The following is a 25,848-nucleotide window of genomic DNA, read 5'->3' as shown; positions in this document are numbered from 1 at the left end:
TGAAGACTTAAACGACTTAGAAAAGAGCAAATACGAGAAAATGTACAAACAAGGCAAAAGCTGCAAGAGCTCCTCTCATCACTGGATCAGCGTCCGCCCCCAAACTTCCAGGCCCGATACCTACACGTCCTCCGCGCAGATAGTTATATACAGCTTGACCAAACCACAGCTGGACTAGCAGCATAGAAAAAAATCGGTGCCAACTCCCATCAAACCTAATAAAACTCGCTAACAGTGAGACAACCAGTAAGGCGAAACCGATAAAATGGCAATATTCCTTTAGTACTCTCAACACTCAATCGCCCTTAAATATTTCAGTAGATTTCTGAGCAATTGTATCCCATACCCCTGCTGCACCCAAACCATTCGAGATCTGACTGGCCGTTTTTTTTCTGGAACCCCACGCGCAACAGCAAATTCCTCAAAAGAATAACCCAGCGCAGCACTCGCAACTGCAGTTGCGAGATCATCCTTTAAATAGGATGACAGCAAAGATGCAGCGGTAGACCCGTTGGATGAAAGTCGCTGCGGCCCCATTTGTCGGCACCGCAGCCACACCCATCATCCAGCCAATATCACTTATAGCTTTGGCATCTACTGCCTTTAGCCACGACAACTTTTTTACATCAGAAAAATCAATATTAGCGCCACTCGCTATACACTCAGCACTCCCACAAGAAAAGTACCGAGGAGTGTAAACAACCCCATCCATCGCGACCGGCACTCTGTAACCTCCATTTTCGTCTAGCGAATAACCGATCAGTCGATCAGTCGATCCCTTGCACCATTACTGCTACCAGAAGCGACTGGCATGCGCGGATAATTGCTCGAGTCATATACGGCCCATGAATATATCAATATGTTGCTTGATGAAAGCGATGACGTCTTTATCGGCGTGTGCGAAATTCTGAACATATAGACCACTATTTCCAAGTTCAATCCAATCCCCCGCCGGTGTCATAGATACCAGCGTTATTAGCCACCATGTACTTAGTGGGATAAATCTCGGTACCAGTGATGTAGGAGATTCTCAGTTGATCCTCAATCTGCTGCGCAGTGAATTTACCGCCACTCTTTTCCGCAAGGGCTCTGGCCATTTCTCGCTCAGTTGAACGTAGCTGTCGGTTGTACTGATCAGCAACGAGAGCAATCCAAGACGCTTTTTCAACGTCTTTATCGGCGAGAACAGCCACAGTCAATCCGACAATTCGTGAAGCTGCCTCGCGAAATTCTGGATGAGTAGGGAATACATCATCTAGCACTCCAGCCATCGCTTGGCTTGCCCTTGCGGCAATCGCACCGGATGCAAAATCACTACCCGTAGCCGTTGAAATGGCTCCGCCCATAAGTGCATGCAAAGCAACTCTTCCTAGACCACCTTCCATCCAAAGCAATTGACCCGCAAAATCTTTGTTAAGCAAGGCTGTTACATTCTGCTGCTGAACATCGTTGTCGATGTAATTGAAGCCAATAGCGGCAGCGACGTTACCTGCTTGAGACACCAGACTTCCAACGATGTTATCGCTTAGACCGCCACCTTTGATTGCGGTTTTGATAGAACCAGACGCGACACCCTCCGCACCTGCATGTAAGGCGAAGCCGCCAATATCACTCAAATCTGATAAATCGAAACCTTTAGTCAGGCCGTTGTAAGGCTCGGTTGTTCCGCCAACTGAGGTTTTATCACCCCAGCCGTAAACCCAGCAGCAAGTCCAGTGATGGCCAGATTTTTTTAAACTATCGCCGCTTGTTACATCCTTGAAAACGGCGCCTAAATCGCCTCGATTGTTGATCGTGCTTACTAAGGCCTGAGAAGTAAAGATTTCAAACCTGCAACGACTGCTGCATTTTTATTCTGAATCTCTGGAAAGTTGGAATTTGGCTAGCGGAAAATTTTATTACCGCGACGCAAACGTATCGAACTCGATATGTTCAAGAGAAACTGGGGGCAGACCACAATCAAGAACAACCTAATCATTTTGAAAAATAAAGTATAAAAAATGAACAAGCAAATCGTTTTCTGATCCCGCGTTACTTAGCTCCGACCTACTCATCCGGAAACTCAACATAGGCAGTCACCACTCCAAACGGCGCGCTTCTCATCGCGTCAGAGACAATCATCCCAGGGGAAATTGACTTGTAGGCGTAGTAGAAAAACTCTCTAGGTGCTTGGTTATCTGCGGCCACAATCAAAAAGTACTTTTCATCGGAGGGTGCAACACCTGACCACTACATAGCGTGAATCCTCTCTCATGATTCGGAGCATTTCAGACCAATTCCAAAGAATACCTTCAACATGCCTTTCAGAAACATACCTTCCTCGGTCAGAGTCTGCAAACTCATTCATAGCCTCTTCACAATGCTAGTAAAATAAATTAAAGCAATTTGAGTCGAACCTTATCGAGAGTCACAAAACTCTGCCCCTGTGCATATAGCGCATCATATATTCTGTACACACACTCGGCCTGCTCGGTGGAAAATTTATCTCTCGCAGCCTAAAAAATACAATCAAAAATGCCAAAATGTGTACCCCAACCAGCTGTATCGTCAATAGAAATATACATACCCATCTTAATCACCTAAGAAGCAATATCTTATCCTGTTGAGCCGCAGGTACATCCTTGACCCACTCATTAACTAGATTTTGATTCTCCAAAATGGGAAAGAATCGGGGTCTGACAATATAACAATCGGGGTCTGAACCTAGACCTTTTGGACCATCAGACTATTTTTTACAAAGTTCATAAAGATGCGATCTTAAGCCATCTAATTCATTATTTTCTAAAATTAGTGGCTGACCATCTTTATAGAGGACAACATCGTTCAGAGACCCCATCCCCCCGTACATTGACAACAGTTTTGATGGTGAAGATTTTGGGTCAAATTCAAAACCCGTCTTTACTTTTTCAAGAGCTATCGCCCAATCATTAAAGGCCCCAATACGTAGCAGCTCAATCATTCTCGTCAGGATTACTTCAATGTCGTTAAGATTTTTCATTTCAATGGTCTCGAATTAGTCACCTGAACTCCGTCAACCAGCCAAGGCTTCTGGACAACAATTTGCTGCGATCCACCAACATAGAACCCGCCTTGAGATCCAACTTCACCAATGTATACCTTCGTACCTGCCGGTATTTTTATCTCAAAAACTGTATCTATGGGTGATTTTGCGCCCCCTGGCCACTCAGGTAGAACAGCCTTGTCAATCCTCGTATGTATTACTCCAAGAGTGTTATCCATGCTAGCAAGTTTGCCATCAGGCATTTTAACGACGTCAGCTGGATCACCTTTCCAACCATTAGTCCGCATGCTTTTTAACCAAATCTTCGTATGTGCAATTCGTACCCGTTACTCGGTCAGTTTTATTGAAAGAAACGCTATTTTGCGAGAACCGAATATTGTCAGCCGCATGAAGTGTGGCACTGCCTGCGTCTTTTGCACCGACGGCAAAATAAAAGCCATGTTAATTAACTTACTAAACTATCCACTTCACCTCAAAATCAACTAGCTGAGCCTGAAGCCCTGCCTCATGCTCGAACCAGTAGTCAAACCCTTCAACATTACTTTTCTTCAAGTAAAGATAGTACCCGCCAGTGTCGCCATCACGGTCGCCCGCAACAAAAATTTCCCAACCAGAATATTCGCCAGTGACAACAATACCCTTCCGAATGATAGACATATCCATATCCTAGTCCGCATAGGGAACATAATTGTTAGAAATATATTTTCCAGTCACAGGGTCTTTAACTCCGAAATGTACATGCGGAACTCCCGGAGCGTGTGCTCCTGATATAGATCCTGAGTCGATACGGAACTCCTTGGTGCCATCAGCACTGTGAAACACCCCAGAGCCGGGCTTACCGATTTCCCTGTACTCGGGACCGAGATATTTTTGCCCTGCCGATAGAGCCTCATCGGTTGTGAGCGTCATAGAGCTCGTGAAATTTTTCTTACCAGATAGAGTTTCATTGATAACTTGATCTACACGCTGCCCAGCACCTGCTTCCAGTTGAATCTGTTTTTCAGCATTAACAAAGGTTTTCCAGTTTTCAGTAGGACCAGCTAGTGGAGTGCGTGGAGTAGCTGTTGCTTTTGCACCAGCACCGCTCCCGCCTTGAACAGTTCCATTTCCAGAGGCGCTATTCCCACTTGACGCTTTCCCCCAACCCTCGGTCAGCATCGCGTTGCCAAGCGCCACAATCTTTTCTGCTTTTTCGGCCACTGTCAACACGCGCCCTGCAGCCAGGTCCATCCAGTCTGTTTCTTTATTCCATGTTTCTAAATATGCCTGCTGAGCGGGTGTCAGCGCATTCTGCTGAATATTTAGTGCCAGTATTATTTGATCATCTGTTACATATGTTGCCCCCCAAGGATCATACCCTTGCGCTGGCATTGCGATCTGGCTCGGGTCCCCCGTCAGCAGACCGACCATGTCGTACGAAACACGCTGCCGATACCAAGCCACCAGCTCTTGGGCGACGGGATCATCCAACGCTATCGTATTGGCTCGAATAGCCTCCCTACATTCAGCAGTAGGACAAGCCGCTAGCAGAGCTGAACGGTCGGCCGAGATTTTCTCGTACCTCGCAATCAGGCTGCGCTGCTGATCTTCGCTACAGCGATTGGCCCTGCACGCTTTCAATTCATCCAGCAGTCTCTCGGCCGTCGGGTGATCAAGACTGTTGTATTTAGTCGCCTGCATGGCAACCCACGACGCAACCGCCTGATCCTTGTCAGATCCTCCCGCTGCCGCAGCGACCGTTAAACCAATCAGTTGAGAGGTCATCGCCAGCAACTGATCGCGAGAGTTTTCTGCAAATATCTTGTCGCCTACCGAGGCGACAAACGCTTCATTGGCACCTGCCGCCAAGGCGCCGACCCGGAAGTCCCCACCCGCCAACTCTGCAATCAACCCGCCAACCAGGGCGTGTGCACCTACTTTCGCCGGAAGTCCGGAGAACTCCAACTGGGATCCCAGTTTGTTGTAAATACCAGCCGTCAACACATCGGCTGCAGAGCTGATTGCGACTTGAGCCAGGTTATCCTTGAGACTCCCGCCATTGATTGCGGTATTTGCAACCGCGCTAAAGCCTTCTTGAGCAACGGTATAGCCTGCAAATTTGGTAAAGTCATCCACGGTTCCAAGTTCGAAACCGTGAGTAGCTTTGGATATATCCGCAGTTTTAACGCCAAAGGACTTGTCGAGCACCCCGGAATCTTGCGATCAACTAAGACTTCACCATCCACACCATCAAATTTAACCAACCTTATTGATCCATCCGCATTGTTCTTTCTAGCGCAGGAGCTTGGCCAGATTGGGTTGCAGGATTGGAGCGAGCACCGGTTGCTGAGTCATTGTAATCAAGGGTACGCGAACTCATACCTGCATTCTCATCAACCCACTTGACCTTAGTTGACGCAAGATCATTTACCTTTCCAGCAGCGCCACCAGTAGCTTTTGGACCTACTCAGAAATAATTTTCAACTCACTCCATAGTGGTTTCAGCCCTAGACTTTCCATATAAGTCCCATAGTCGAAAAAGTCCCTAATCCCAATGTCTTCGTATAAAAACCATGAGGCCTCGCACTCTTGACATACGAACAAACAAGTGTTGTCAGCTATAATTTCAGCGTTGACAATATCTCCCTGCTCACACCTTGGACACAACATATAAAACTTCTCTATTTAACAGGATAGGCTGTAATGAGCTGACTGGTCCCAGGCCGAACAATAATTTTAATACTCGTTTCTCCCGAAGTACCAATCGCTCGGCCCATCGGGACAAAATATGCACCCGGATAACCTACTACAGGACTACCTTTCTTGAGCCATGCTTCATCGACAGCGCCTAAAATCTCTTTTCTACCCGTACTAAAGACGCTATGTGTTGTCTTGGCGGGATTCGGCTCCGCATCCTCTAAAACATGCAAAACTCTGTTTCCTTGAACCGATCCTTGTCCATAGTCTAGACCAGCTGGAGTTGTCCAAGTCCGGGTAGCCTTGTCAAACGTTAGCTCTACTGCACCACCTGTTACTTTTGGATCAACTAATCAACCATATTTCTCAGAAAACCAATACCAAACTCATCACGAATCACATACAAGCTTTCGTACTGAAAAGAAAGAACAAATTTAAAATCCGTCTCTATCGACAGCTTCGTAAGGAAAGACTTAATATCCTCAGAACTCTCCAGCAAATATTTTATAGGACAATGAAACGCTCCACTCATACCTGCTTTCCAATCAACATCAACCCCTTCAGCAGCAACGTCCTCAGGAGTACTAAAGCAACGAAATACAAAATAAACACCTGAATATTTAAAGTTACCTGTTAGATAACCACTTTCAATTGCGTGCTCAGCCCCCATCACTGAGAGCACTGAAGCAATTTCTTCAAAGGAAATTCCAACTTCAACCTCAAGATTCATTGTAATTGTCACTTCGCAGCCCCTATCACCCTAAATTCCCCGCCCTTCATCAAATAAAGCTTTTTCAAACCTTCGACAGGATTCGAGCGCAGTGCACTTTCTACTGATCAAAGGTCAATGGAGAGTCAGCCAAATTCACAACAATATTGCTAGCCTGAGTCTCAACTTTACCGGTTATTGTTTTCAGCACTGAGATTGGGCTATTGGTGATTGGCGAAAAAACATCAGCTAGTTCACCATTAATCCGCAAATCAGGGTTGGCCCCTTTTTTCCCAGAATTTGCCAACTGCTCAACATCATATCCAGCTTGAGCAAGCCCCTTCGAAGCTTCATTTTGACGCTCAGTTGATCGAATCATGTCCGGACTTGCATTTTTTGGTGGCAGCTCAGGCTCTCCCTTCAAAGAACCTATCTTTGCCAATCCACTGGTTCCAGCCTCAGCGTCTGTTATAGCACTCGTCGCATTCAGATTACTCTCTGGCCCTCCTTTTGCACCACCTTCGCCCCCAATCTCCGGAGCTTTCCCCATCGATCGTATCAATGGCAACTCAGCCAAAGCCCCAACCAAGTTTTTTGCAGCAGTGGGAAGCTTAGCAACAAATGATTGGATTCAAAATTCGACTCGGAGAGTCCGTTCATGCAATTGAATCCCCAGCCCAGGATACATCAGAAAGCTTTTACTCTTCATCCCAAAAATTTCCGGGAGGCGCATACTCCCCACCCCGTAAGACAGCGCACCAGCCATAACTTCTATAAAACATCTCAAGATCAAGGATCTTGTAAACGCCTTTATTAATTTTCTGCAATGTAATCAAACCATTAGCAAAATGCGTGTATCGACCACCCGCCCCTGCAACGGCTCTTAACTCCAACTCTCTACGATCCCATTCCGATACCACCCCCGATGACTCAGGAACAGTATCCGAAAACGAGATCTCAAATTCTTTTGAAACCTTACAAAAGCAGGGTATTCGTTCCTGCCTGAGTAATTCATCCGTGATCATATTTTCAGGGAAGTCGATATTTAATTTCATTTTAGTGCACTCCGAGGAACAACAACCTCACCTGAAAAATTTCTTTGAAAGGTACTGACGGGACTAAAGTATTGGGTCCCATGCGGATCGCGAATAGCTTCAACGGAGATTCCATTTCTAGTTGTAACCCCATCCACCACAACAAAATGGGAAAAGTCAGTACCTTTCGTGTTATCAACAATGCGGACAACCACCGGAGTTCCATCACCGGTATACCTAGCCAAATCTAGATCAGGCTCCGACTCATACATACCAGGCAAGATACGGATAAGATACCCTAAAGAAGGCACCTTCCTCACATACTGAAAATATGCATTTCCATTCTTCGTTGCGATAGCATAGACATCCCCGGCTTTACTCATAGTTAAAATCCTGGATAACCGGCTGTTTTCAATAGAGCCGCGCCTCTAGTAAGCGATTCCGCATAGATCGGATTAGTTTTGGCTATGCTATTTATCCTATTCATCAATGCCCCTCCCTCCCCCTTACCGTGCCACTCAATCAATACCTGCTCAACCGCTCCCGCATCGCTTCGAGAAATATATCTAAGCCCTGCTATGGAAAATTGAGATCAGACCACGATTAAGAACAACCTAATCACTTCAAAAGATCAACAATTAAAGAGCCAATAAAACAATGGTAATCTGACCCCGCTTCTCTCCTAGATGCTCACTTTAAATACCGACTAGCTCTTCAGACCACGCTTCAAACTCAAATAGTTAGACCCACTTAAAATCAAGAACATCGAATCGCTGCGGCCACTCGCCATTATAAGAAACAGCCTCCAGCTCTAGAACACTAGCATTCTCAAACCAACACATAAACGATCCACCATGACTTAAATCACGATGTTCAAAGCTCAAGTCCCGCTGATGCGGAAAATTTACATCCAGCGGCACTTCCAAAGCAATGCTAGTAAAAAAACCAACGCCTGTATTTTTACGCGTTAGCACTTCACAATTATCTAACTGTAGTCTAACCATAACACTTACTTCATCAGATCCAGCGAAGAGCATCTGCAGCGCAAATTTTTCTTCAGTTGTCAGCAGCATCAGAACGACCTCATTGTAGCGGTAGCAATTCTAAAAACACCGTTTACGAAAGCCCCTTTAACAGCAACAGGAACGCCACCTACCTGGATACTAACCCAAGACCCAGTTTGGTATTCTACCGGCGTCACTACACTAGTCACTTCCTTTTGCATGGCGAGCAATGCCTCATTTCGCGAACCAAAGTTTTTTACAAGCGAATCGAGCAAGTGTTTATCTTGAAAAATATGTGAAATATTATTCTCACTATATCCAAGATCTGCCAGCACTTCACTTGGAAGGCTCCCGGAAGTTTCTCCCGCTCCGCCCCCTACGTCAACCAACCCCCCACTCGAACCGACCTCGGTCCCGCCACCAGCTGTCTCAAGACCTTCAGTTGACTCACTGAAAATCGACCCGATATCGGAGAAGATCCCACCAAATCCCTCTTCCCAGATTGTCATCGACTGAGATAAACCCGGTACAAACCCAAAAAGAATAGCTAGCGATATCTGAACCTTGAGTTTGTCTATGGGGGTCAAATCATTTGGTTGTGCGATGGACATTCCATTCCCATCCAACATGTCCGTCGGGTCACTAAACCCCGGATCACCGCTTCCACCTTGATGGAGCCAATCGTTATACCGCTGGACATTCCCCGCGATCCAACTCGCTGTTGCGGGGTCGCCTCCAGACAACGCGCCAGCCAGCACACCAATAATCTGTGAGGTCCCCACCTTGAACTGATCGTCCGTTGAGAACCGAGAATCCAGATACTCTCCCAGCGCCTCGGTAACGGGTCCACTTAAGCCTTCAGCAGCAGCTCCCGCCAAAGCTCCCGTCTTGAAGTCCCCACCGCTGACCACCGATAACGAGCCACCTAAAACCGCATGCATCAGTATCTTTTGTGCTGACCCCGGATCAGCGTTCAAATATTCGGCGAGATCTCCTACTTGCTTGTTGCCGAACGCAGCAGCCAGGTCCAAACCTTCTGAGACAAAAGCTAAACCCAGGTTGCTCCCAAAACTGCCGCCATTGATAGCTGTATTAATAGACCCGGCAATAAGTGCATGCGATGTGCTACGCAGAACATTCTGACTAATGGTATTCCAGTCAAGCATATTGGCCGAGTAGCCAGGATTCATGATTCCGTCTGGCTTAATGATGAGTGCTCCGTCAGTACTCCAACCGCTCACCATCCCGTCAAGTCCGCCCATCACATAACCAGTAACGTACTGTGTGGCGTAGCCCTTGATTGCATCTGCGCTGAAGGCAGTTTTTAAACCGGCACCTAAATCACCACCGCCGTTGATCGTACCAACGGCAAAATTGCTGAGCATCGCCCCCAAAAGCGGACCTAGATAAAAGCTGGCCACGATGGAGATAATCATCGCCGGAGCAGCGCCTAGTCCGGATTGCTCGTAATCCCAGCTCTCGTGAATTTCCTTGACGACTCGCCAATCGACCTTGCCTTCGGCCTCTGCCTGTTTAAGCCATGCCAGACCTGGCTCAGCCTTGACCATCGCATCAATGGTCTGGCTGACGCTCTTCTGATCAATTTGCTTGATATCAATGTTGATCTTGCCTGCTGCACGAATTGCCAGCTGCCCCTGAGCGATTAGCTCACTCTGGCGCAGCGTCTCATCCGTACTGCCTTCGCCCGACATGGACATCCATGCCATGCTGTTTTTGCTTTTCTCGTGGCTTTCTTGATGCAGATCCTTCACACCCTCAAACGTAATCGACCCACCACTATCAATCGTCAGGTCTTTACCACTCTCGAGCCTGGCCGCCTGATACAGCTGGTCCCCAGTACTCTTTAGGGTCAGGTTGCCGCCTGTGGTGATCTCGCTGCCGACATGGGTGATTTGCGTAACTTCATCGCGCTGGGTTTCCTTGTTGCCGAAACCGCCCTCTTTTTTCATGTCGAACAGCGTGTAGTCGCTGTTTTGCGCGGCGAGGATGTTGAGGTCTTTACCTGCGATCAGACTGGCTTCGTCACCCGCCGTAATCCGGCTGGCAATCATGGTCAAGTCTTCAGTCGCACTCAGCTTCACATCCCCGCCCGCCTTCACGGTGGCGGCAACCTGGCGAACATGATCTTCCTGCCGGGTGATGCTTGAGCCTTTGGTGTACGAGTGGTCTTCGTCAGCGGCTGAGGCCAGGGTCAGGTTCTTGCCTGCGGTCAGGGTAACGTCGGTTTTGGCTTCGATCTGGCTGGCGACGGCCGTGATGTCGTTGTCGGCATTTACGGTCAGAGACCCGCCTGCAATGACTTGCGAGGCGTGTTGACGGATCGTGGAGTCGTCGTGGGACTCGCCGTCGGCAATGCGGTTGTTTTGCTGGGTGGAGAGGATGTTGACGCTGCCGCCTGCGTCGATCTTCATGTCTGCGCCGCTGCTGAGCACGCTGCCGACGCTGGTGAAATCACCTGCGGCATTGATGCCCAGCGTGTTGCCTGCTTCGATGCGGGCGGCGTTATCGACGAAGTCCTGGGACCAGTTCCAGTTGCCTTTGCCGCTGGTGTTGCTGCCCGCATAGGTGGTGACGGTGCGTTCGTTGAGCACGCTGCCGAAAAGCGAGGTGATCGATACGTCGTTGCCCTTGACGATGCCGCCCGCCTGGTTGGCGATGTTGTTTGTCGCCAAGGCGTCCAGGCGGGCATTGGCTTGCATCAGGCCGCTGTTGATCAGGTCTTCGCCCGACAGGACGGACAGGTTGTTACTGGCACGCAGCGTTCCGGCGTTGTCCAGGTTGGCACCGGAAGTCACCGAGACATTGTTACCCGCAATCAGCGCGCCGGTCGGGGCCAGACGGTTGTCGGCCTGAGCCAGATACAGCACAGGCACCAGCACTTTTTCGCCGTTTACTTCACGCTCTTCCATCCAGACGATATCGTCGGTCAGGGCCGCGACTTGCGCTGCGGTGAGGGTCACGCCCACGGACAGATTCAGCGCTTCCTTACTGGCAGCAGCGTTGTTCATCAGGTATTTGAACTGCGCCTCGTCCGAGGTCTGGCCGTCGATGAAACGCTGACCGGTGCGGGCGACGATGGCTTGCTGGATCAGACGCTGTTCATAGAGGCCGTCACCCAGGCGTTTGGCGCTGAGTGCGGGGTCATAACCCAGCTTTTCCAGCAGATAATCCGAGCTCATGAACTGCTTGAGGTCGGTCAGCGCGGAATTGGTTTCGATCAGGTATTTGTGCGGGGTGACCTGACCGTTGGCATCGGGGATGTTCTGGCTGGCAGGTCCACTGCTGAGCCGAAACAGACCATTTTCGCTGTCGGGGATAACAAAGCCCGGCAACGTCAGCGGGTCGACCTGCTGTTGAGCCAGGTCTGCCGGAAGCTGGGTGTTGAGCTGGGCAATAAAAGGCGTGGTGGCCTGCAGCGTGCCGGAGGCATCGACCTGGCTGTCGCTGGTGACGATGGGCGCGCTGACTTTCTGGATGCTGTTGTTGAACTCGTCGTTCGCGACAATGGTGGTGTTGCCACCGGACTGAATCACGGCATCGATGCTTCTGCCCGGTGTGGTGACCTGGGTTGCGGAAAACACGCCATACCGGGTGACGGCGGTGGGCACCGGCATGTTTTTGGTGGGGTCGTAATCAGGGTTGAGCGTGGTACTTAAACCGCTCTCCTGCTGATAGAAATAACTGCCATCTGCTCGCCGGTATAACGGCACGTATTTGGCGCTGTACTTGTTGAACTCGTTTACCGCTCCACCCGGATCGATCAGGCCCAGATAGATGCTGCCCGGCTCCTGGTCAGCGGGGTTTCGGTAGTTCGCTCGGTAAGTGATGGTCGCTAACGTGGTGCCTTCATTTTTGAAGTCATTGACGGTGATGTCGATGTCCTTGACCGCCGATACCGAGCTGTACTGGTTGAGGAAGCTTGCGCCGGTGACGGTAAGGTTGCCGCCAATGGTCATGAACGCGGACGCTGAATCCTCAGTGACGGTGCGCTCGTAGATTTCGTTGACGTAGTACCAGACGTTCCACTCGTCCGAGCAGTGCGCACAGCTATGGGTGATGTAGGCATTGACTCGTTGATTGGCGAGGGTCAGGACATCCTTGCGGTTAGTGACGGCGTCAGCGGACAGGCTCATATCACCGGCGCTTTCGAGCGTGCCGGAAATGTTTTCGATGACCTGCGCACGGTCGCCTGCGGCGTTTTTGGCGATGGTCAGATCACCCATGCTGTAGATATCACCAAAACGGTTGGTGACCTTGGTGCCGCGCAGTTCCATGTCCGCGCCGCTGAAGATCAAACCGCCTTCGTTCAGCAGTTCTCCGGTGTTGATCGTGACGTATTCAGCGGCGCTTAGCGTACCCCGGTTCTCGAGTGATCCCGCATTGATCAGCAGGTCCTGACTGGCGCTGATGCGCCCGGCGTTATTGAGCGCGCCACTGACGTAGACGTCCGTTGTACCACCGCCGGTGATCCGGCCGGCCTCGGCCAGCTTCAGGCTGCCCGCATCGAGCCACAGATCACCCTGGCTAGTGGTTCGCCCGGCTCCGGCGTATTCACCGCTGAGGTCAATCACGAGATCGCCGTCACTGGCAATCAAACCGTTGTTGGTCCAGTCAACCCCGCTGCCTTCAAACGCAGTGGAAGCCAGCAACTGGCCGTCGACGGTCTGGGTGAAGTGGTCGACATTGACGACCAGCCGAGCGGCCTGGATCACGCTGCTGTTGATCCAACTGTCGGCGTCAAGGGTCAGGCCGCCGTGGGTGACAAGGCTGCCGCCTGCGCGCATGACGGTGCGGGTTGAAAGGCCGAAATCGCCACGGCCGATGTGCAACACGCTGCCACCGGTGTTGATCAGGCTGCCAACGGACAATTCGAGGGCGTTGTTGGCAGTCTCTAAGGTACCGTCGCTGTTATCGAACGCGCCGCCGATACTAAACCGCGTCAGGCCACTGGTGCCCACCGCGCGCAGGGCGCCGTTCTGGTTATCGACGCTGGCAGCGCTGACAGTCAGCGTGTTGTCGCTTTCAATGGAGCCACCGCGATTGTTCAGCGCTTTGCTCACAACCAGATCGACGGACTTGCCTGCCAGCTGACCGGCGTTACTCAGGTTGGCGGCCTTGACGCTAAGTACATCGTCCCGGGCGATGACTCGCCCGTTGCGATTGACGATATCGCCAGTGACGTTGACATCCAGGCCTTGTGCGGCGAGCAGCGTGCCCTTGCTGTTGTCGAGTGAGCCTGCCTTGATCTTCGTGTTAGCGTTGCGGCTGTAGATCAGACCGTCGTTCTGATTGGAGAGCAGGCCGTCGACGTCCAGCTCCAGCGCATTGTTACTGGCCAATGTACCGGCGTCGTTATTGAGGACTTGGGTGGTTTTGACTTTCAAGTCCCGGCTGGCGACCACGCTGCCGACGTTGCGCAGGTCTTTTGCGGTCAGGCTGATATCGCCCGTGGCGTTGCGACTATTGTCAGCATTCACCCCGGATTCGATGACCGCGTTGTTGGTCAGTTGCCCACCACTGCTGAGGGTGACCTTATCCCGCGCCACGATACTCTGATGGACGTTGAGCGCCTGCCTGGTCTGCAGATCGACGCTACTTCCAGAAACTACACCCTGCACATCCAGGCTATCAGCCTTGACCTTGACGGCACCGTTGGCTGAGGTCTGGGCCATTCGCAGGTTGCCGTTGGCATCAAGCTGAATATCACCCGCGCTGGCTGCCAGTTCACCATTAAGCTTCACGCCTACGCCCTGCTCGGTGCCCACCAGTTTGATTGAGCCGGCATACATGCCGCCCAGTGCGCTGCTGTCGATGGCCAACGATGGCTTGACGCTGCCGTCGTCGGCCAGGGCCGTTGCGTCGAGGGTATTCGCGTCGACCTTGTTGCGGCCGGTCACGACGTTGAGTTTTTTCGCATAGAGCCTGGCGTTGAGTTTTGCCGAGCGGGTGATCAGGTCGAACTGTTCGATGTTGCTGGCGTTAAGGCCAGCGCCTTCGATGGAGATGTCGCCGCCATCCACCTGGAAGTGATCCAGACGGCCTTGATCCAGCACCGGTTTGCCGGTGGTCAGGGTGGCCTGCGGAGTGTTGATGAAGCCGCAACCGTTGCAGGTCACGCCATAGGGGTTGGCAACGATGACCCGCGCCGCTTGCCCGGCCACTTCCGTGTAGCCCTTGAGCTGAGTGCGATTGGTGCCGGTGACCTCGTTGAGAATGGTGGTCGCCGCAGTGCCCTGCAGGTTGCTGTTGCCTATGATAATCCCGCCCAGTTGGGTGCTCTGGGTCCGGGACGTGGCGTTGTTGAGGATGACGCCCTGGCTGCCGACGTTGTATTGGTCGAACGTGTTGTGGGACAGCCCCGTGCCATTGGGCTTGGCGATGTTGATGACCTGAACGCCGTTGCCCGCCGTGGTCAGGCTGGTCCCGCTGCCACTGACAGCGATGCCTTCGGCCTGGACCATGAGCGGCTGCCAGAACATCGCATTGGCCAGAATCAGCGCGATACCGCGTTTGGGCATGCCCCAAAAACGCTCACGCGAGTTCAGCGCAGCCGAGGGTTGACGCGCCAGGAAGGCCAGTTGTTTAACGTCCATGTAGAGGGTTCCTTGGCGCGGGAATCAGAGAAGAAGTTCGAGACGGAAATAGATCGGGGCTTCACGTTCACTCAGGGCGACAGGCCGCTCCAGTGAGTGAGCGAACGTCACGCTGGCGGAGACGTGTTTGCCACGGGCGGACAGTTCCAGGGAATTGCTGGACACCCGGCCGTTCTGGCCGCCGCTGTTGTCATCGCGGCGAATCACGCCCTGGTCGTAGCCGACACCCAGGCTGTATTGCTGGAAGACCGGCTGCAGCCAGTCGAGGGTGACGGGCCGTGTCCAGCGCAAATCGTTGCGCCAGTAGCCGCCGCTGTCGCCGGAGAGAAACTGCTCCTTGTAACCGCGCACGGCTGACTGGCCGCTGACGCTGAAACGCTGGCTGTTGTAGAGCATGTCTTCGCTGCGCTGACCAGTGGCCAGGCTGCTGAAACTGAAGCGCTCGTCACCGATCTGAAACGGCTGCAGATAACTGAGGGTGGCGGTGTATTTGCGATAGCGAGCGGTGGGTTCGTTGCTGGCGCGCTCGCCTTCGCCCATGGCGTCCAGTGCACCAACGCCCTGCTGCATGCCCAGTTCAAGGTTGGCAAATGCGCTGCCCACTACGCGGCCATGACTGAAGCCAAACTGGGCTTCGGTGATGCGCTGGCCGCCGTTGGCCAGTTCGCTGTCTTCGATGAAGTTGCGGGTGCGCAGGTGGCTCAGACCGGCGCTCAACGCGGTTTTACCCTTGGCGTCACGGTGGATGACGCGCTCGGCGCGAAACTGGTGGGTCTGGCTTTCGCCGGTATATTTGAAATCAAAGCCATCGCCCTGGCCGAGGGTGCGGTACTCGCTGTCGCTGTAGGAGTAACTGAAGTTCCACCAGCCCCACGGCAGGTTGTAATTGAGCATATTGCTCTCATACGTGCGCTGATGATCGCTGACCGCATCACGCCCGCCGCGCAGGTTTAACTGATCGGCAAGGCCCAACGGGCTGTCCCAATCCAGACCCACACCCCACTGCTGTTCGCCGGTGCTTTTCTGGCCGTCGTTATGGCGGGCCAGTGTGGCGCGCCAGGGTTTTTGCGGGGTGTTTTTCACCAACACATTGCTGCCACCGACCACATTGCCGGGGGTCAACTCCATCTGCGCCTGATTGGACGGCAAACGGTTGAGCTGATCGAGCAACTGCTCAATCTCGCGCAGGTTCAGCTCCTGCCCTTCGCGCCCTGGAAAAGCCATGGCCAGCTCGCGCTGAGTCAGGCCACTGGCAGTGTCACGCTTGAGGCTTTCCAGCTTGCCCTCGACGACCAATACCTGAAGCGTGCCTTGAGAAAGGTCTTGTTGCGGTAGATAGGCACGGGTGGTGACCAGGCCCTTGTCGATGTAGTGATCGGTAATGGCCTTGAGCACGCCATTGAGCTGAGCCACACCCAGGCATTGGCCGATAAAAGGCTCTAGCAGCGCATTACGCTCGCGAGTGGACAGCGAGGCCGCGCCTTTGAGCTCGATGTTTTTGATCGGGAAGCAGCGCGCATCCGGAGGGGTCGTCGGAGCGGCAAGTGCCTGCTGGCGACCGGGCAGGTCTTTGAGTTCTTCAAGGCGGCGACGCTGCTCTTCGAGCAGGCGATCCTGACGGTCGCGAATAAGGTCTTGTTCACCCGGCGTGGGTGCGCCGTATGCCATGAAAGGCATAAGGACGAGCGCAAGTAGCGCTGCAATTCGGTGAACAGAAAAATACACGGCACGTCCTTGTGATGGCTCTACGATATCGCAAAAAGGCGGCGATATTAGATAGCCATCATCTTGACGTCAATATTCAGATACCTCCGTACGTCGGGTTTGCTTCAACAGCGAAAGGCTCTATCTCAAGGGTCGCAGCGTGAAAGGAGTCAAAAACAGAGAGATCAGTGCAATGCCCATCACGCGGTGATGGGTCTTACGCTCAATGTAAAAACCATGGACAGCAACTGGCGGTGATGTGACTTGAACGACATTCCCAAAGAAAAGCCTCACCACTCGGAAAACATTCGTTTGCTAATAACGCCGCCGTGTCATTACCCTCATATGAATGAACTCTTCATTATGAGGACGGGCTGACCAGCAATTGGTCGGCCCGTTCAAACCACTATTAAACTTTACTTGTGGTTCTCTCGATATTGTCGGACACTTCGAATCGATGACAATATACAGGCGTCAGCCAACCGACATGCTTTTCTCCAAAAAAAATTGGCCGACATCACCCTAAACAAAAGATTCAACATTGATTGACGAATGGTTTATTAAATTAACAATAGTCAATTAAAACAAACAGTTAACAACAGTAAGACGCTCTTCTCAATCCCGCGCCAAACCCCCGCAAAACCTGTTAAAGACTCGTTACAAATGTAAAAGTTTCGAACTCTGAAATTAATGTCAAAAACACTATTTAAATCTTTGCGCTCGCCGCGAATGCTGCTAATAATCGGCCCAGTTCCGGGTTGCAAGGCAATGCGCCATCTCACACGAAGTGAATAATCAGCTTCATTCCGATTCAACCCCGGCCTAAAAACTATTCAGTAGTTTGCTCAACATGCCATCAGGCTTTGAGCTGACTGCTCGTGCGGCGCAAGAAACTTGCGCGAGGAGGGCATCATCGCTCGCAGTGAATCCAGGATTAAGGTCCTATCGATCTTCGGCACGCGTCCCGAAGCCATAAAAATGGCTCCGCTGGTTAAAGCACTGGCGGCGGAATCTGGCGTCCATTCGCAGATCTGCGTCACAGGCCAGCATCAAAGCATGCTGAAGCAGGTGATGGATCTGTTCGACCTCACGCCTGATTTCAGTCTCGACGTGATGAGGCCCAATCAGACCCTCAATACACTGACGTCTGCTCTTTATGGCGCAATTGATCCGATACTGGAAATGATCCAGCCGGACCGCGTTCTAGTGCATGGCGACACCACCTCAGCCATGGTTGCTGCAATGGCGGCGTTCCATCGCCGTATCCCGGTCGGCCATGTTGAGGCAGGGCTGCGTACGGGTGATATTCGCTCGCCGTGGCCGGAAGAGATGAACCGCCGCTGCATCGACCTGGGAGCCGACCTGCTGTTTGCGCCGACTTTCGAGTCCCGTACCAACTTGCTCAGTGAGCGCCTGCAAGGTCGCTCTTTCGTCACTGGCAACACGGTCATTGACGCCCTGCAATTGACCGCTAGCCGGATCGATCAAGACCATGCATTGCGTGACAGTCTTGATAGCCAGTTTGCGTTCATCAAGCCAGGCCGCAAGGTATTGCTGGTCACCGGTCACCGTCGGGAAAATTTCGGCGACGGCTTCCTTGATATCTGCAAGGCGCTGCGCCAGTTGGCTAGTCGTAAGGACATCCAGATCGTTTACCCCGTGCATTTGAACCCTAACGTTCAAGGCCCGGTCAACGAGCATCTGGGCGGTCTGGATAACGTACATTTGATCGAGCCACTGGACTATCTGGCCTTTGTTCGCTTGATGCAGCGTGCTCACGTGATTCTCACCGACTCGGGCGGCGTGCAGGAAGAAGCCCCTTCCCTCGGCAAGCCAGTGCTGGTGATGCGTGACGTCACCGAGCGCCCTGAAGCTGTCGCGGCGGGCACCGTTCGACTGGTCGGTACTGCGCCGGAATCCATCATCAGCGGCGTCGCGGCCCTGTACGACGATGACCTGCTGTGGCGTCGCGCCTCCCAGGCGGCCAACCCTTATGGCGATGGCAAAGCCAGCTCCCGCATTGTCGATGTCCTGCTGGGCAGACCCATGCATGAATTCGTGGTAGGCAAATCACCGCGAAACATTGAACACCCCCTGATGATTCCGAACCCGGAATTCACCCGGCCAGTTTCCACATTCCAATAAACATTCGCCCCTTAACAGCCCGAGATCTGCCTGAATGAAGTTTTCCGTTGCCACTCAACCGGGCGCGCTGAGCGCCTTTGCCTGTGGCGTGAGCCTGCTCGCGCTCATGCCCAACTTTGCCCTGGCCGCGGAGAGCCCGCTCACTCAGGCAATCAACCGGCTGAACACTGATACCCAACAACAGCGCGAGATTCGTCTCAGCGATTTGGGTATCGATGCGCCGATCATCCTCGGCTCCACCGACTCGCGCCGCGAGCTGTATCTGCCGGTCCCGGCTGGTGTGCCGCTGACTGACGCCACCTTGCAGTTCGACGCCAGCTACCTGAACGGCGAAGGCGGACGCAACACTATGTTGCTGTCGCTGGACGGTTTCCCGGTACGCGCCGAAGGCCTGACCGAGCCGCAAGGCAACGCCAGCGCTACGTTGGGCGTTGACAAGGCAGCCCGCGATAGCGGTTCGGTGCGATTGGGCGTCGCCTGGTCGTCGATCGTTTCCCGCGTACTGTGCGAAGACGAACGCGTGATCGGCAATGTGTTGCGTATCGACCCGGCGACCCGCTTGACCTACAGCTACGACGCCAATGATCTGCAGGACATCGGCGCGGCGTGGAATGCCCTCCCCGGCAAGCCAGGCATCATGGTTGCTCCGGGCAGCCTGTCTGCCGAAAGTTACGACGCTGCATGGCGTATCGGTGTCGCTCTTGAGCGCATCGGCAAGCACGCACGCATCCTGCCATTCCCTGCTTTGCAGGACAGCGTCGACCTGAGCGCTCTGCGCATCCCGGCCGAACTGCTGAACATTCCGGCCTTCGCCAGCCTGAATGGCAAAGGCACACAGACTCTGAGCGACCCGGCACAGGTCGGCGCCTTGTTGGTGCTCGGTCAGACGCCAAACGTTCAGGCTGACCTGGCGATCAATGATCCGCAGTTGCTTAAAGCAATCAACGATTCGCTGGATGCCTTGCAGGCCCAGATTCAAAGCCGCGACGCGACTGCAGTCGATGCGTTTAACCAATGGCGTGAGCGTCATATCAACGCAGGTCAGAAAACCGGAAAAGAAAACGTACGTCTGGCATTGCTGGGCAGCCGCCCGATGCTGATGATTGCACCGGACGCCACCACCAAAGCGCTGACGATGTTCAGCTCGGCGTGGAACAAACTGGCCCGCACCCGTCAGTTGTCCATCAGCGAAGCACAGGCGCCGCTGGATACCGATGGCCGTGTAGCGCTGTCGCGACTGGGCGGCCAGCCGGGCACCATCGACGTATTGGCCAAAGCCGACTGGAGCGCCTCGTTCCCGCTGGGTGCCGTAGCTTACGACGGACGTCTGCCGGTCAAAGCAGTGATTGATATTGCTGCCGCACCAGGCGCATCGGACACTGCCCCGGTCGCCTCGCTGTTCCTCAATGATTACCTGATCGGCGCGCAGCAGCTGGAAACTACCGGCGAGAAGCAGCGCATTGAAGCACGCATCCCGCGTTACGCATTGGGCTCGACCAACGTCCTGCGCGTCTCTTTCCAGCGCCAGCCGGTCAGTGATCGCTGCCTGGAAACGCCACAGGCGTTCCCGGTTTCGGTACGCCCGACCAGCCACATCGTCCTCGAAAAAACCACGCCAAGTGATGACTTCGCAGGCATGGCAGCACGCTTCGCGGTTGATACCCAGGTGTTGGTTCCGCAGACCTGGCTCGATCACCCGGCCAGCAGCTTGCCGCAGGTGATTTCAGTAGCCAGCGCCACCGGTGTTTCACCACTGCGTGCGCAGTTGAATGTCAGTGCTGACCCGAAAACCGCAGTCAAGCCGGAGAAATCCTTCCTGGCGTTCGCACTGCCAGTCGCCGACAGCAAGCAGGCGCTGCAAGTCGATGATCAAGGCCGACTGCGCATCAACGACAAGGATAAAGTCCTGCTGGATGTTACCCAGTTGAACAACCTCGCCTCGTTGCAAGTGGTCGAGTCCGGCAGCCAGCGTGGTCTGGTTTATCAGGCTCTGGGCAGCGACGCTCCGCAGTTCGCCAAGCCAATCCTGTTGACCCGCGGCGATACCAGCGTGCTGGGCAACAACGGTGTGTTGACCACCCTGGACAGCAAAGACCCTAACGGCAGCCGGATGATTGATGACGACGAGCCAAAAGGTCTGGATGCATGGCGCACGCCTTCGCTGTTGTGGCTGATTCCGGGCGGCATTCTGTTGTTCCTCGTGCTGTTGCTGGCTGGCCGTAGCGCCCGTCGCAATCGCCAGTGACGGGAACCTGAGATGACGTCGCTTTATTGGCCTTATTGGCTGGCCCATTACTACAGCGTCCTGGAAGTCGCGACCATCGTGATCGCGGTGCTGATCCTGATTTCCAGCCTGGACGACTTGTTCATCGACCTGTGGTACTGGTCGCGCCGGATATTCCGCAGTTTCACCGCCGGACGCAAATACCGGCCGCTGACCGCAGAGCAATTGGTCGCCAGGGACGAGCAGCCCTTGGCGATCATGGTCCCGGCGTGGCTGGAATACGACGTCATCGCACCGATGATCGAGAACATGGTGTCGACGCTGGACTACCAGAACTATGTGGTTTTCGTCGGCACCTACATCAACGATCAGCGCACCATCGACGAAGTCGAACGCATGCGTCGCCGCTACAAGCAGTTGCACCGTGTAGAAGTCCCGCATGACGGGCCGACCTGCAAGGCTGACTGCTTGAACTGGGTGATTCAGGCGATCTTCCTTCATGAGAAAACCCACGGTATGACGTTCGCCGGTGTGGTCCTGCATGACAGTGAAGACGTGCTGCACCCGCTGGAATTGCGTCTGTTCAACTACCTGTTGCCGCGCAAGGACATGATCCAGTTGCCGGTGGTTTCGCTGGAGCGCAACTGGTACGAGTGGGTTGCGGGCACTTACATGGACGAGTTCGCCGAATGGCACGGCAAGGACCTGGTGGTGCGCGAAAGCATGAGCGACACCGTGCCTTCAGCCGGTGTCGGTACCTGCTTCTCGCACCGTGCGTTGCAGGTGTTGGCCGGGGAAACCCAGAACATGCCGTTCAACACCGACAGCCTGACCGAGGACTACGATGTTGGTGCTCGTCTGTCGAAAGTCGGCATGAACGCGATCTTCGTGCGTTTCCCGGTGGAATACCGGGTGCTGCGTAAGTCCTGGTTCAGGAAGCCTTACGAATCGACACTTAAGATGCCGTTGTGTGTGCGTGAGTTTTTCCCTGACACGTTCCGCACTGCATTTCGCCAGAAGGCGCGCTGGACACTGGGTATCGGCCTGCAAGGCTGGGAGCAGATGGGCTGGACCGGTTCGCTGGCCAACCGTTATTTGCTGTTCCGTGACCGCAAAGGTGTGGTCACGGCGTTTGTCAGCATCATTGCCTACCTGATCCTGGTGCAACTGCTGGTGTTGATCATCCTGCGCCAAAGCGGCCTGTGGGATGTGAGCTTCCCTACCCCGTTCGAAGCCAACGGCTGGATCAAATACCTGTTGGTGGCCAACGGTATCGCATTGGCCTGGCGCGTTGTTCATCGCTGCTACTTCACCGGCGTGCTGTATGGCTGGCAGCATGCATTGCTGGCTATTCCACGGATGGTCGTCGGTAACTTCGTCAATTTCATGGCCGCTTCCCGGGCCTGGAAGATGTTCATTGTCGGTAAGGTGCTCAACCGCAAGCTGGTCTGGGACAAGACCATGCATGACTTCCCGTCCACTGACCTTGTAGCGGTTGCCCCGCGCAAGCTGGGCAGCGTGCTGTTGTCGTGGCAAGCAATCAACGACAGCAATCTGCAAAGCGCACTGGCCGAACAACAGACTCGCCAACTGCCATTGGGGCGCATTCTGCTCAATAACGGCTGGCTGGACGATGAAACCCTCGCCGAAGCCATTGCCTTTCAGAATGATATGCCGCGTGTTTTCGATGTGGCCGCCAAGGCTGAGCGTGCAGAACCTGCGCTGGCCGACGAGTTTGCCCTGCGCTGGCGCGCCGTGCCGGTCGGCCTGAGTCCTGAGGGCCGTCAGCAGATTGCGGTGGCCAGCCCACTGTCAGCCGAAGGGCTTGAGCAAGTCAGCGCTGAACTGGGCAGCGAGCCTGTGCAGTTGATCGCTCGAGAAAGCGAAATCATCAACCAGTTGCGTCAGCTTGATGCACCGGATGATCGCGCCTTGCCGCATGCCAGCGCACCGCTGCTGGGCGATCTGCTGATCGAAATGGGCTTGCTGGATCGCGACGTGTTCAACAAAGCGATGCTGCATTACAAACCACAGCAACATGGTCGTATCGGTGACTACCTGGTGGATACCGGTGTACTGCCTCGCGCAACCATTGAGCAGGCGGTCGCCCGTCAGCACAGCCATTATCAGCCGGAGCCCGCATTATGAACCGCTCTCTGCTGAGCCTTGTGGTCGCCAGTGCAACCCTGCTGCCGACCTTGAGTCAGGCCGAAACGCTGCCGCTGCCGTTAACCGGCCCGGCCTATCAAACGGCTAACGAAGCCTACAGCGCTTACGATCGCAAGGACTACGACCTGGCGATTGCCAAAGCTCGTGAGGCCTTGCGGCAGCGTGCCGACGTGACCCGTTTGAACCGGCTGATCGAACTGGCGGAACGCGACAAGGACATGCGCGACAACCCTCGGCGTTATCCGCAAGCGAAGCCCGCTCCTGGCTTCAGCGTCGCGGCTCAGGCGTTCAAAGCCTACGACCGCGACGATTTCGGTCTTGCTGCCCAGTCCGCCCGCAAAGCCATCGCCCTGGCGCCAAAGCGCATGGACTATCGACTGCTGCTGATCGAGTCTCTGCAACGCCAACAGCAATTGGTCGAGGCCGATCAGGCAACCACTGAGGCGCTGCGGGTATTCCCGGATGACGATGCGCTGTTGATGCGCCGCGAAGCGATTCGCCGCCAGATTGCAGCACCGCTGGCCATCGCCGGTTATCGTGCGCTGGAACAGGACAACCTGCCGCTGGCAGTGGATCAGGCTCGCAGGGCCGTGGGCTGGGCGCCAGAAATCGGCGCGAACCAGCAACTGCTGATCAGCGCCCTGCTCGCCTCAAAGGATTATTCTGCCGCCGAGCAAGCCGCTACCGGCGCGCTGGCGCAAGACGACGGTGAAATTGCGCCGTGGGTGCTGCGCGCCTATGCACTGGATCGTCAGGGCAAAACCCAGGCGGCACAGGCTGATCTGAATAAGGCACTGGCCATTGACGGCTTGCTGGATTCCGAAGAGCGTGAGATTCGCTTCTTTGCGGCCGATCTGGCGTTGGCCAACGGCAACCCGCAACAAGCGCTCGACCAGTTGCAGCAACTCAAGCCTGACGAAGGTGGTGAAGTCGCCCGTCGACGTGCCGCTGCGCAGGTGGTTGCGCGACAAAAAAGCAACGGTCTGAAAACGGCGGTGCGCTTCCCTGCCCCGGCCTTGAACTGCCAGGAAAGCGCCTTCGGCCTGATCTGCGATATCTGGCCAGGCAACCAACGAGATGCCGGCACCGACACTGCGGTGCAGGCGTATGCCGCACTGGCTCGCAAAGACGCCGCCTCAGCGGCTGCACTGGCCAACGAAGCCATTCGTCGTGCGCCGCAAAATCCGGCGTACCGCGGTTTGCTGGTGAGTGCGCTGACTGAACAAAAGCGCCTGCCAGAGGCGATCGACGCAGCGAGCCAAGGTATTGCCGCCAATGGCGACGATGCGCGTTTGCTGGCTCAACGCGGTCGTCTGCGCCAACAAACCGGAGATGATTCCGGGGCGCGCAAAGACTTCACTCAAGCGCTGGCACTGGGCAGCTTGCCCACCTATGAAGAAGCCAGTCTTTACGCTGCGCTCGGGCAACGCCGTACCGCACGTGAGCGCTTGCAACAGGCGCGTGATGCCGGTGAGCTGGAAGGCATGAGCAATCTGCAAGTCGCCTACCTGTCGGTTCAGGCCGGTGACGACGACGCAGCGCATGACTCGTTTCGCAAGGCTGACGCCGAAGCGCCATTGCCACCGACAGCGACTCAGGACGCGGCGTACAACGCCATGCGCGTCAACGACGATGAGCAGGCGGTGGGCTACTTCAAGCGCGTGATCGATGCACAGAATGCCGGTGAACTGGACATGCCTGCGCAACAGCTGTTCGATACCCGACGTGCAGTCGCCGACGTCTCGCGCACCTGGGGCCTGATCAGCACCACCAGTTATCGCGGCAACAGTTCCAGCAGCGGCTTGAGCTCAGCGCCGAGCACTGGCAGCAATGGCAACGGTGGAAGTGGCGGCAGCAGCAACGACAGCCTGCAAAACAGCACCGAACTGTCGTGGCGTCCGCTGGGTTATCGCAATGCGCGCTTTGTCGAGCTTTACGGGCGGATCACCGACACCTTGTGGGCCAAGAACAACGATTCGGACACCGGCCTTGACGCTCTGCAAGGCGCACTGGGCGTGCGGGTCAAACCGTTCTCGTCGCTGAACGTGATGGCGGCTGCGGAACGCACCTTTCCAATCGGTTCGTCCAACGTCGACGGCGACTGGCTGCTTCGCCTGGGTTATGGCTCCAGCATCGGTACCGATCTGCGGGTCGACACACCAAGCTGGTGGACCTCACAGCTGTTCGCCGAAGCCGGGCATTACGTCAACGATTCGCGCAACTACTTCAACAGCGAATGGCAAGGCGGCCGCAGCTACGCCATCGGTGGTACTGGCTCGCGCTGGGTGACCTTCCCGCATGTTGTGGCGGCTTACGATTACGACTCGAAAATGAACAGCAAAACCGGATCCGATGGCCGCGATGATTATTCGTCGGGGCACGCTGCTGGCGTTGGCGTGGGTAATAACGTGCGCTACTGGTTCCGTGAAGACGCGTACAACGCGCCACGCTCTTACGTGGATTTTTCTCTGCAATACCGGGTGAAAGTGTCTGGCGATGACCGTGCCAAAGGCGTGTTTGCCCGACTGACTTACTCTTACTGAGGAC

General features: G+C 54.3%; 15 protein-coding genes. 4 read left to right on the top strand and 11 right to left on the bottom strand.

All coding sequences use genetic code 11. The features are described from left to right. Window positions 1–935: 935 nt before the first annotated feature. From AUC60_RS20955 to AUC60_RS20890, 11 genes are all read right to left on the bottom strand, one after another. Window positions 936–1,793 (bottom strand): DUF637 domain-containing protein, encoded by an 858-nt coding sequence (locus AUC60_RS20955; protein WP_238599615.1) that lies wholly within the window; start codon window positions 1,791–1,793, stop codon window positions 936–938. A gap of 932 nt (window positions 1,794–2,725) precedes the next feature. Further along, window positions 2,726–2,998 carry a DUF6966 domain-containing protein gene (locus tag AUC60_RS20950; RefSeq protein WP_087272119.1) on the bottom strand — a complete coding sequence of 91 codons (273 nt, stop codon included), beginning with the start codon at window positions 2,996–2,998 and terminating at the stop codon, window positions 2,726–2,728. Window positions 2,999–3,475: 477 nt separating this feature from the next. Beyond that, window positions 3,476–3,685: a hypothetical protein gene (locus tag AUC60_RS20940; RefSeq protein WP_202973078.1), complete on the bottom strand. Its 210-nt coding sequence runs from the start codon at window positions 3,683–3,685 to the stop codon at window positions 3,476–3,478. A gap of 3 nt (window positions 3,686–3,688) precedes the next feature. Continuing rightward, window positions 3,689–5,209 (bottom strand): DUF637 domain-containing protein, encoded by a 1,521-nt coding sequence (locus AUC60_RS28055; RefSeq protein WP_202973077.1) that lies wholly within the window; start codon window positions 5,207–5,209, stop codon window positions 3,689–3,691. Between the two features lie 838 nt (window positions 5,210–6,047). Further along, window positions 6,048–6,440: a hypothetical protein gene (locus AUC60_RS20920; protein WP_144443284.1), complete on the bottom strand. Its 393-nt coding sequence runs from the start codon at window positions 6,438–6,440 to the stop codon at window positions 6,048–6,050. Window positions 6,441–6,528: 88 nt separating this feature from the next. Then, window positions 6,529–6,984, bottom strand: coding sequence for a CdiA C-terminal domain-containing protein (locus AUC60_RS20915; protein WP_238599613.1), 456 nt, complete (start codon window positions 6,982–6,984; stop codon window positions 6,529–6,531). Between the two features lie 121 nt (window positions 6,985–7,105). After that, entirely contained in the window at window positions 7,106–7,462 is a 357-nt protein-coding gene (locus tag AUC60_RS20910) for a hypothetical protein (protein ID WP_087272104.1), read from the bottom strand. Next, window positions 7,459–7,824, bottom strand: a complete 366-nt coding sequence (locus AUC60_RS27695; protein WP_144443283.1) for a hypothetical protein — start codon at window positions 7,822–7,824, stop codon at window positions 7,459–7,461. Before AUC60_RS27695 ends, AUC60_RS20910 begins: the two co-directional genes overlap by 4 nt. A gap of 357 nt (window positions 7,825–8,181) precedes the next feature. Beyond that, complete coding sequence (locus tag AUC60_RS20900; RefSeq protein ID WP_087272100.1) at window positions 8,182–8,514, bottom strand: hypothetical protein; 333 nt, start codon at window positions 8,512–8,514, stop codon at window positions 8,182–8,184. Next, entirely contained in the window at window positions 8,514–15,059 is a 6,546-nt protein-coding gene (locus AUC60_RS20895) for a two-partner secretion domain-containing protein (RefSeq protein ID WP_087272098.1), read from the bottom strand. The genes AUC60_RS20900 and AUC60_RS20895 overlap by 1 nt, the downstream gene beginning before the upstream one ends. 24 nt (window positions 15,060–15,083) lie before the next feature. After that, complete coding sequence (locus AUC60_RS20890) at window positions 15,084–16,736, bottom strand: ShlB/FhaC/HecB family hemolysin secretion/activation protein (protein ID WP_087272096.1); 1,653 nt, start codon at window positions 16,734–16,736, stop codon at window positions 15,084–15,086. A gap of 1,005 nt (window positions 16,737–17,741) precedes the next feature. Between AUC60_RS20890 and wecB the strand changes: the two genes are divergently transcribed. From wecB to AUC60_RS20870, 4 genes are read left to right on the top strand one after another with little or no spacing between them, the layout of a single operon-like run. Next, a complete protein-coding gene (wecB, locus tag AUC60_RS20885; RefSeq protein ID WP_238599612.1) occupies window positions 17,742–18,908 on the top strand; it encodes a non-hydrolyzing UDP-N-acetylglucosamine 2-epimerase in 1,167 nt (388 codons plus the stop codon). Window positions 18,909–18,942: 34 nt separating this feature from the next. Next, on the top strand, window positions 18,943–21,153 hold the full coding sequence (locus AUC60_RS20880) for a cellulose biosynthesis cyclic di-GMP-binding regulatory protein BcsB (protein ID WP_087272093.1): 2,211 nt from the start codon (window positions 18,943–18,945) through the stop codon (window positions 21,151–21,153). A 12-nt stretch (window positions 21,154–21,165) separates the two neighbouring features. Next, window positions 21,166–23,280 carry a glycosyl transferase family protein gene (locus tag AUC60_RS20875; RefSeq protein WP_087272090.1) on the top strand — a complete coding sequence of 705 codons (2,115 nt, stop codon included), beginning with the start codon at window positions 21,166–21,168 and terminating at the stop codon, window positions 23,278–23,280. Beyond that, window positions 23,277–25,844, top strand: coding sequence for an NfrA family protein (locus AUC60_RS20870; RefSeq protein ID WP_087272087.1), 2,568 nt, complete (start codon window positions 23,277–23,279; stop codon window positions 25,842–25,844). The genes AUC60_RS20875 and AUC60_RS20870 overlap by 4 nt, the downstream gene beginning before the upstream one ends. Window positions 25,845–25,848 lie beyond the last annotated feature (4 nt).

It is taken from the genome of Pseudomonas caspiana (assembly GCF_002158995.1).
Classification (GTDB): domain Bacteria; phylum Pseudomonadota; class Gammaproteobacteria; order Pseudomonadales; family Pseudomonadaceae; genus Aquipseudomonas; species Aquipseudomonas caspiana.
The sequence above is the reverse complement of the archived record's forward strand: the minus strand, read 5'-3'. Positions and strand labels throughout refer to the sequence as shown.

Coding starts and splice junctions, on each gene's coding strand:
- wecB (WP_238599612.1), top strand. CDS start 17,742: ATGGCTCCGCTGGTTAAAGCACTGGCGGCGGAATCTGGCGTCCATTCG.
- AUC60_RS27695 (WP_144443283.1), bottom strand. CDS start 7,824: ATGAGTAAAGCCGGGGATGTCTATGCTATCGCAACGAAGAATGGAAAT.
- AUC60_RS20910 (WP_087272104.1), bottom strand. CDS start 7,462: ATGAAATTAAATATCGACTTCCCTGAAAATATGATCACGGATGAATTA.
- AUC60_RS20875 (WP_087272090.1), top strand. CDS start 21,166: ATGACGTCGCTTTATTGGCCTTATTGGCTGGCCCATTACTACAGCGTC.
- AUC60_RS20950 (WP_087272119.1), bottom strand. CDS start 2,998: ATGAAAAATCTTAACGACATTGAAGTAATCCTGACGAGAATGATTGAG.
- AUC60_RS20890 (WP_087272096.1), bottom strand. CDS start 16,736: ATGCCTTTCATGGCATACGGCGCACCCACGCCGGGTGAACAAGACCTT.
- AUC60_RS20940 (WP_202973078.1), bottom strand. CDS start 3,685: ATGGATATGTCTATCATTCGGAAGGGTATTGTTGTCACTGGCGAATAT.
- AUC60_RS20895 (WP_087272098.1), bottom strand. CDS start 15,059: ATGGACGTTAAACAACTGGCCTTCCTGGCGCGTCAACCCTCGGCTGCG.
- AUC60_RS20880 (WP_087272093.1), top strand. CDS start 18,943: ATGAAGTTTTCCGTTGCCACTCAACCGGGCGCGCTGAGCGCCTTTGCC.
- AUC60_RS20870 (WP_087272087.1), top strand. CDS start 23,277: ATGAACCGCTCTCTGCTGAGCCTTGTGGTCGCCAGTGCAACCCTGCTG.
- AUC60_RS20900 (WP_087272100.1), bottom strand. CDS start 8,514: ATGCTGCTGACAACTGAAGAAAAATTTGCGCTGCAGATGCTCTTCGCT.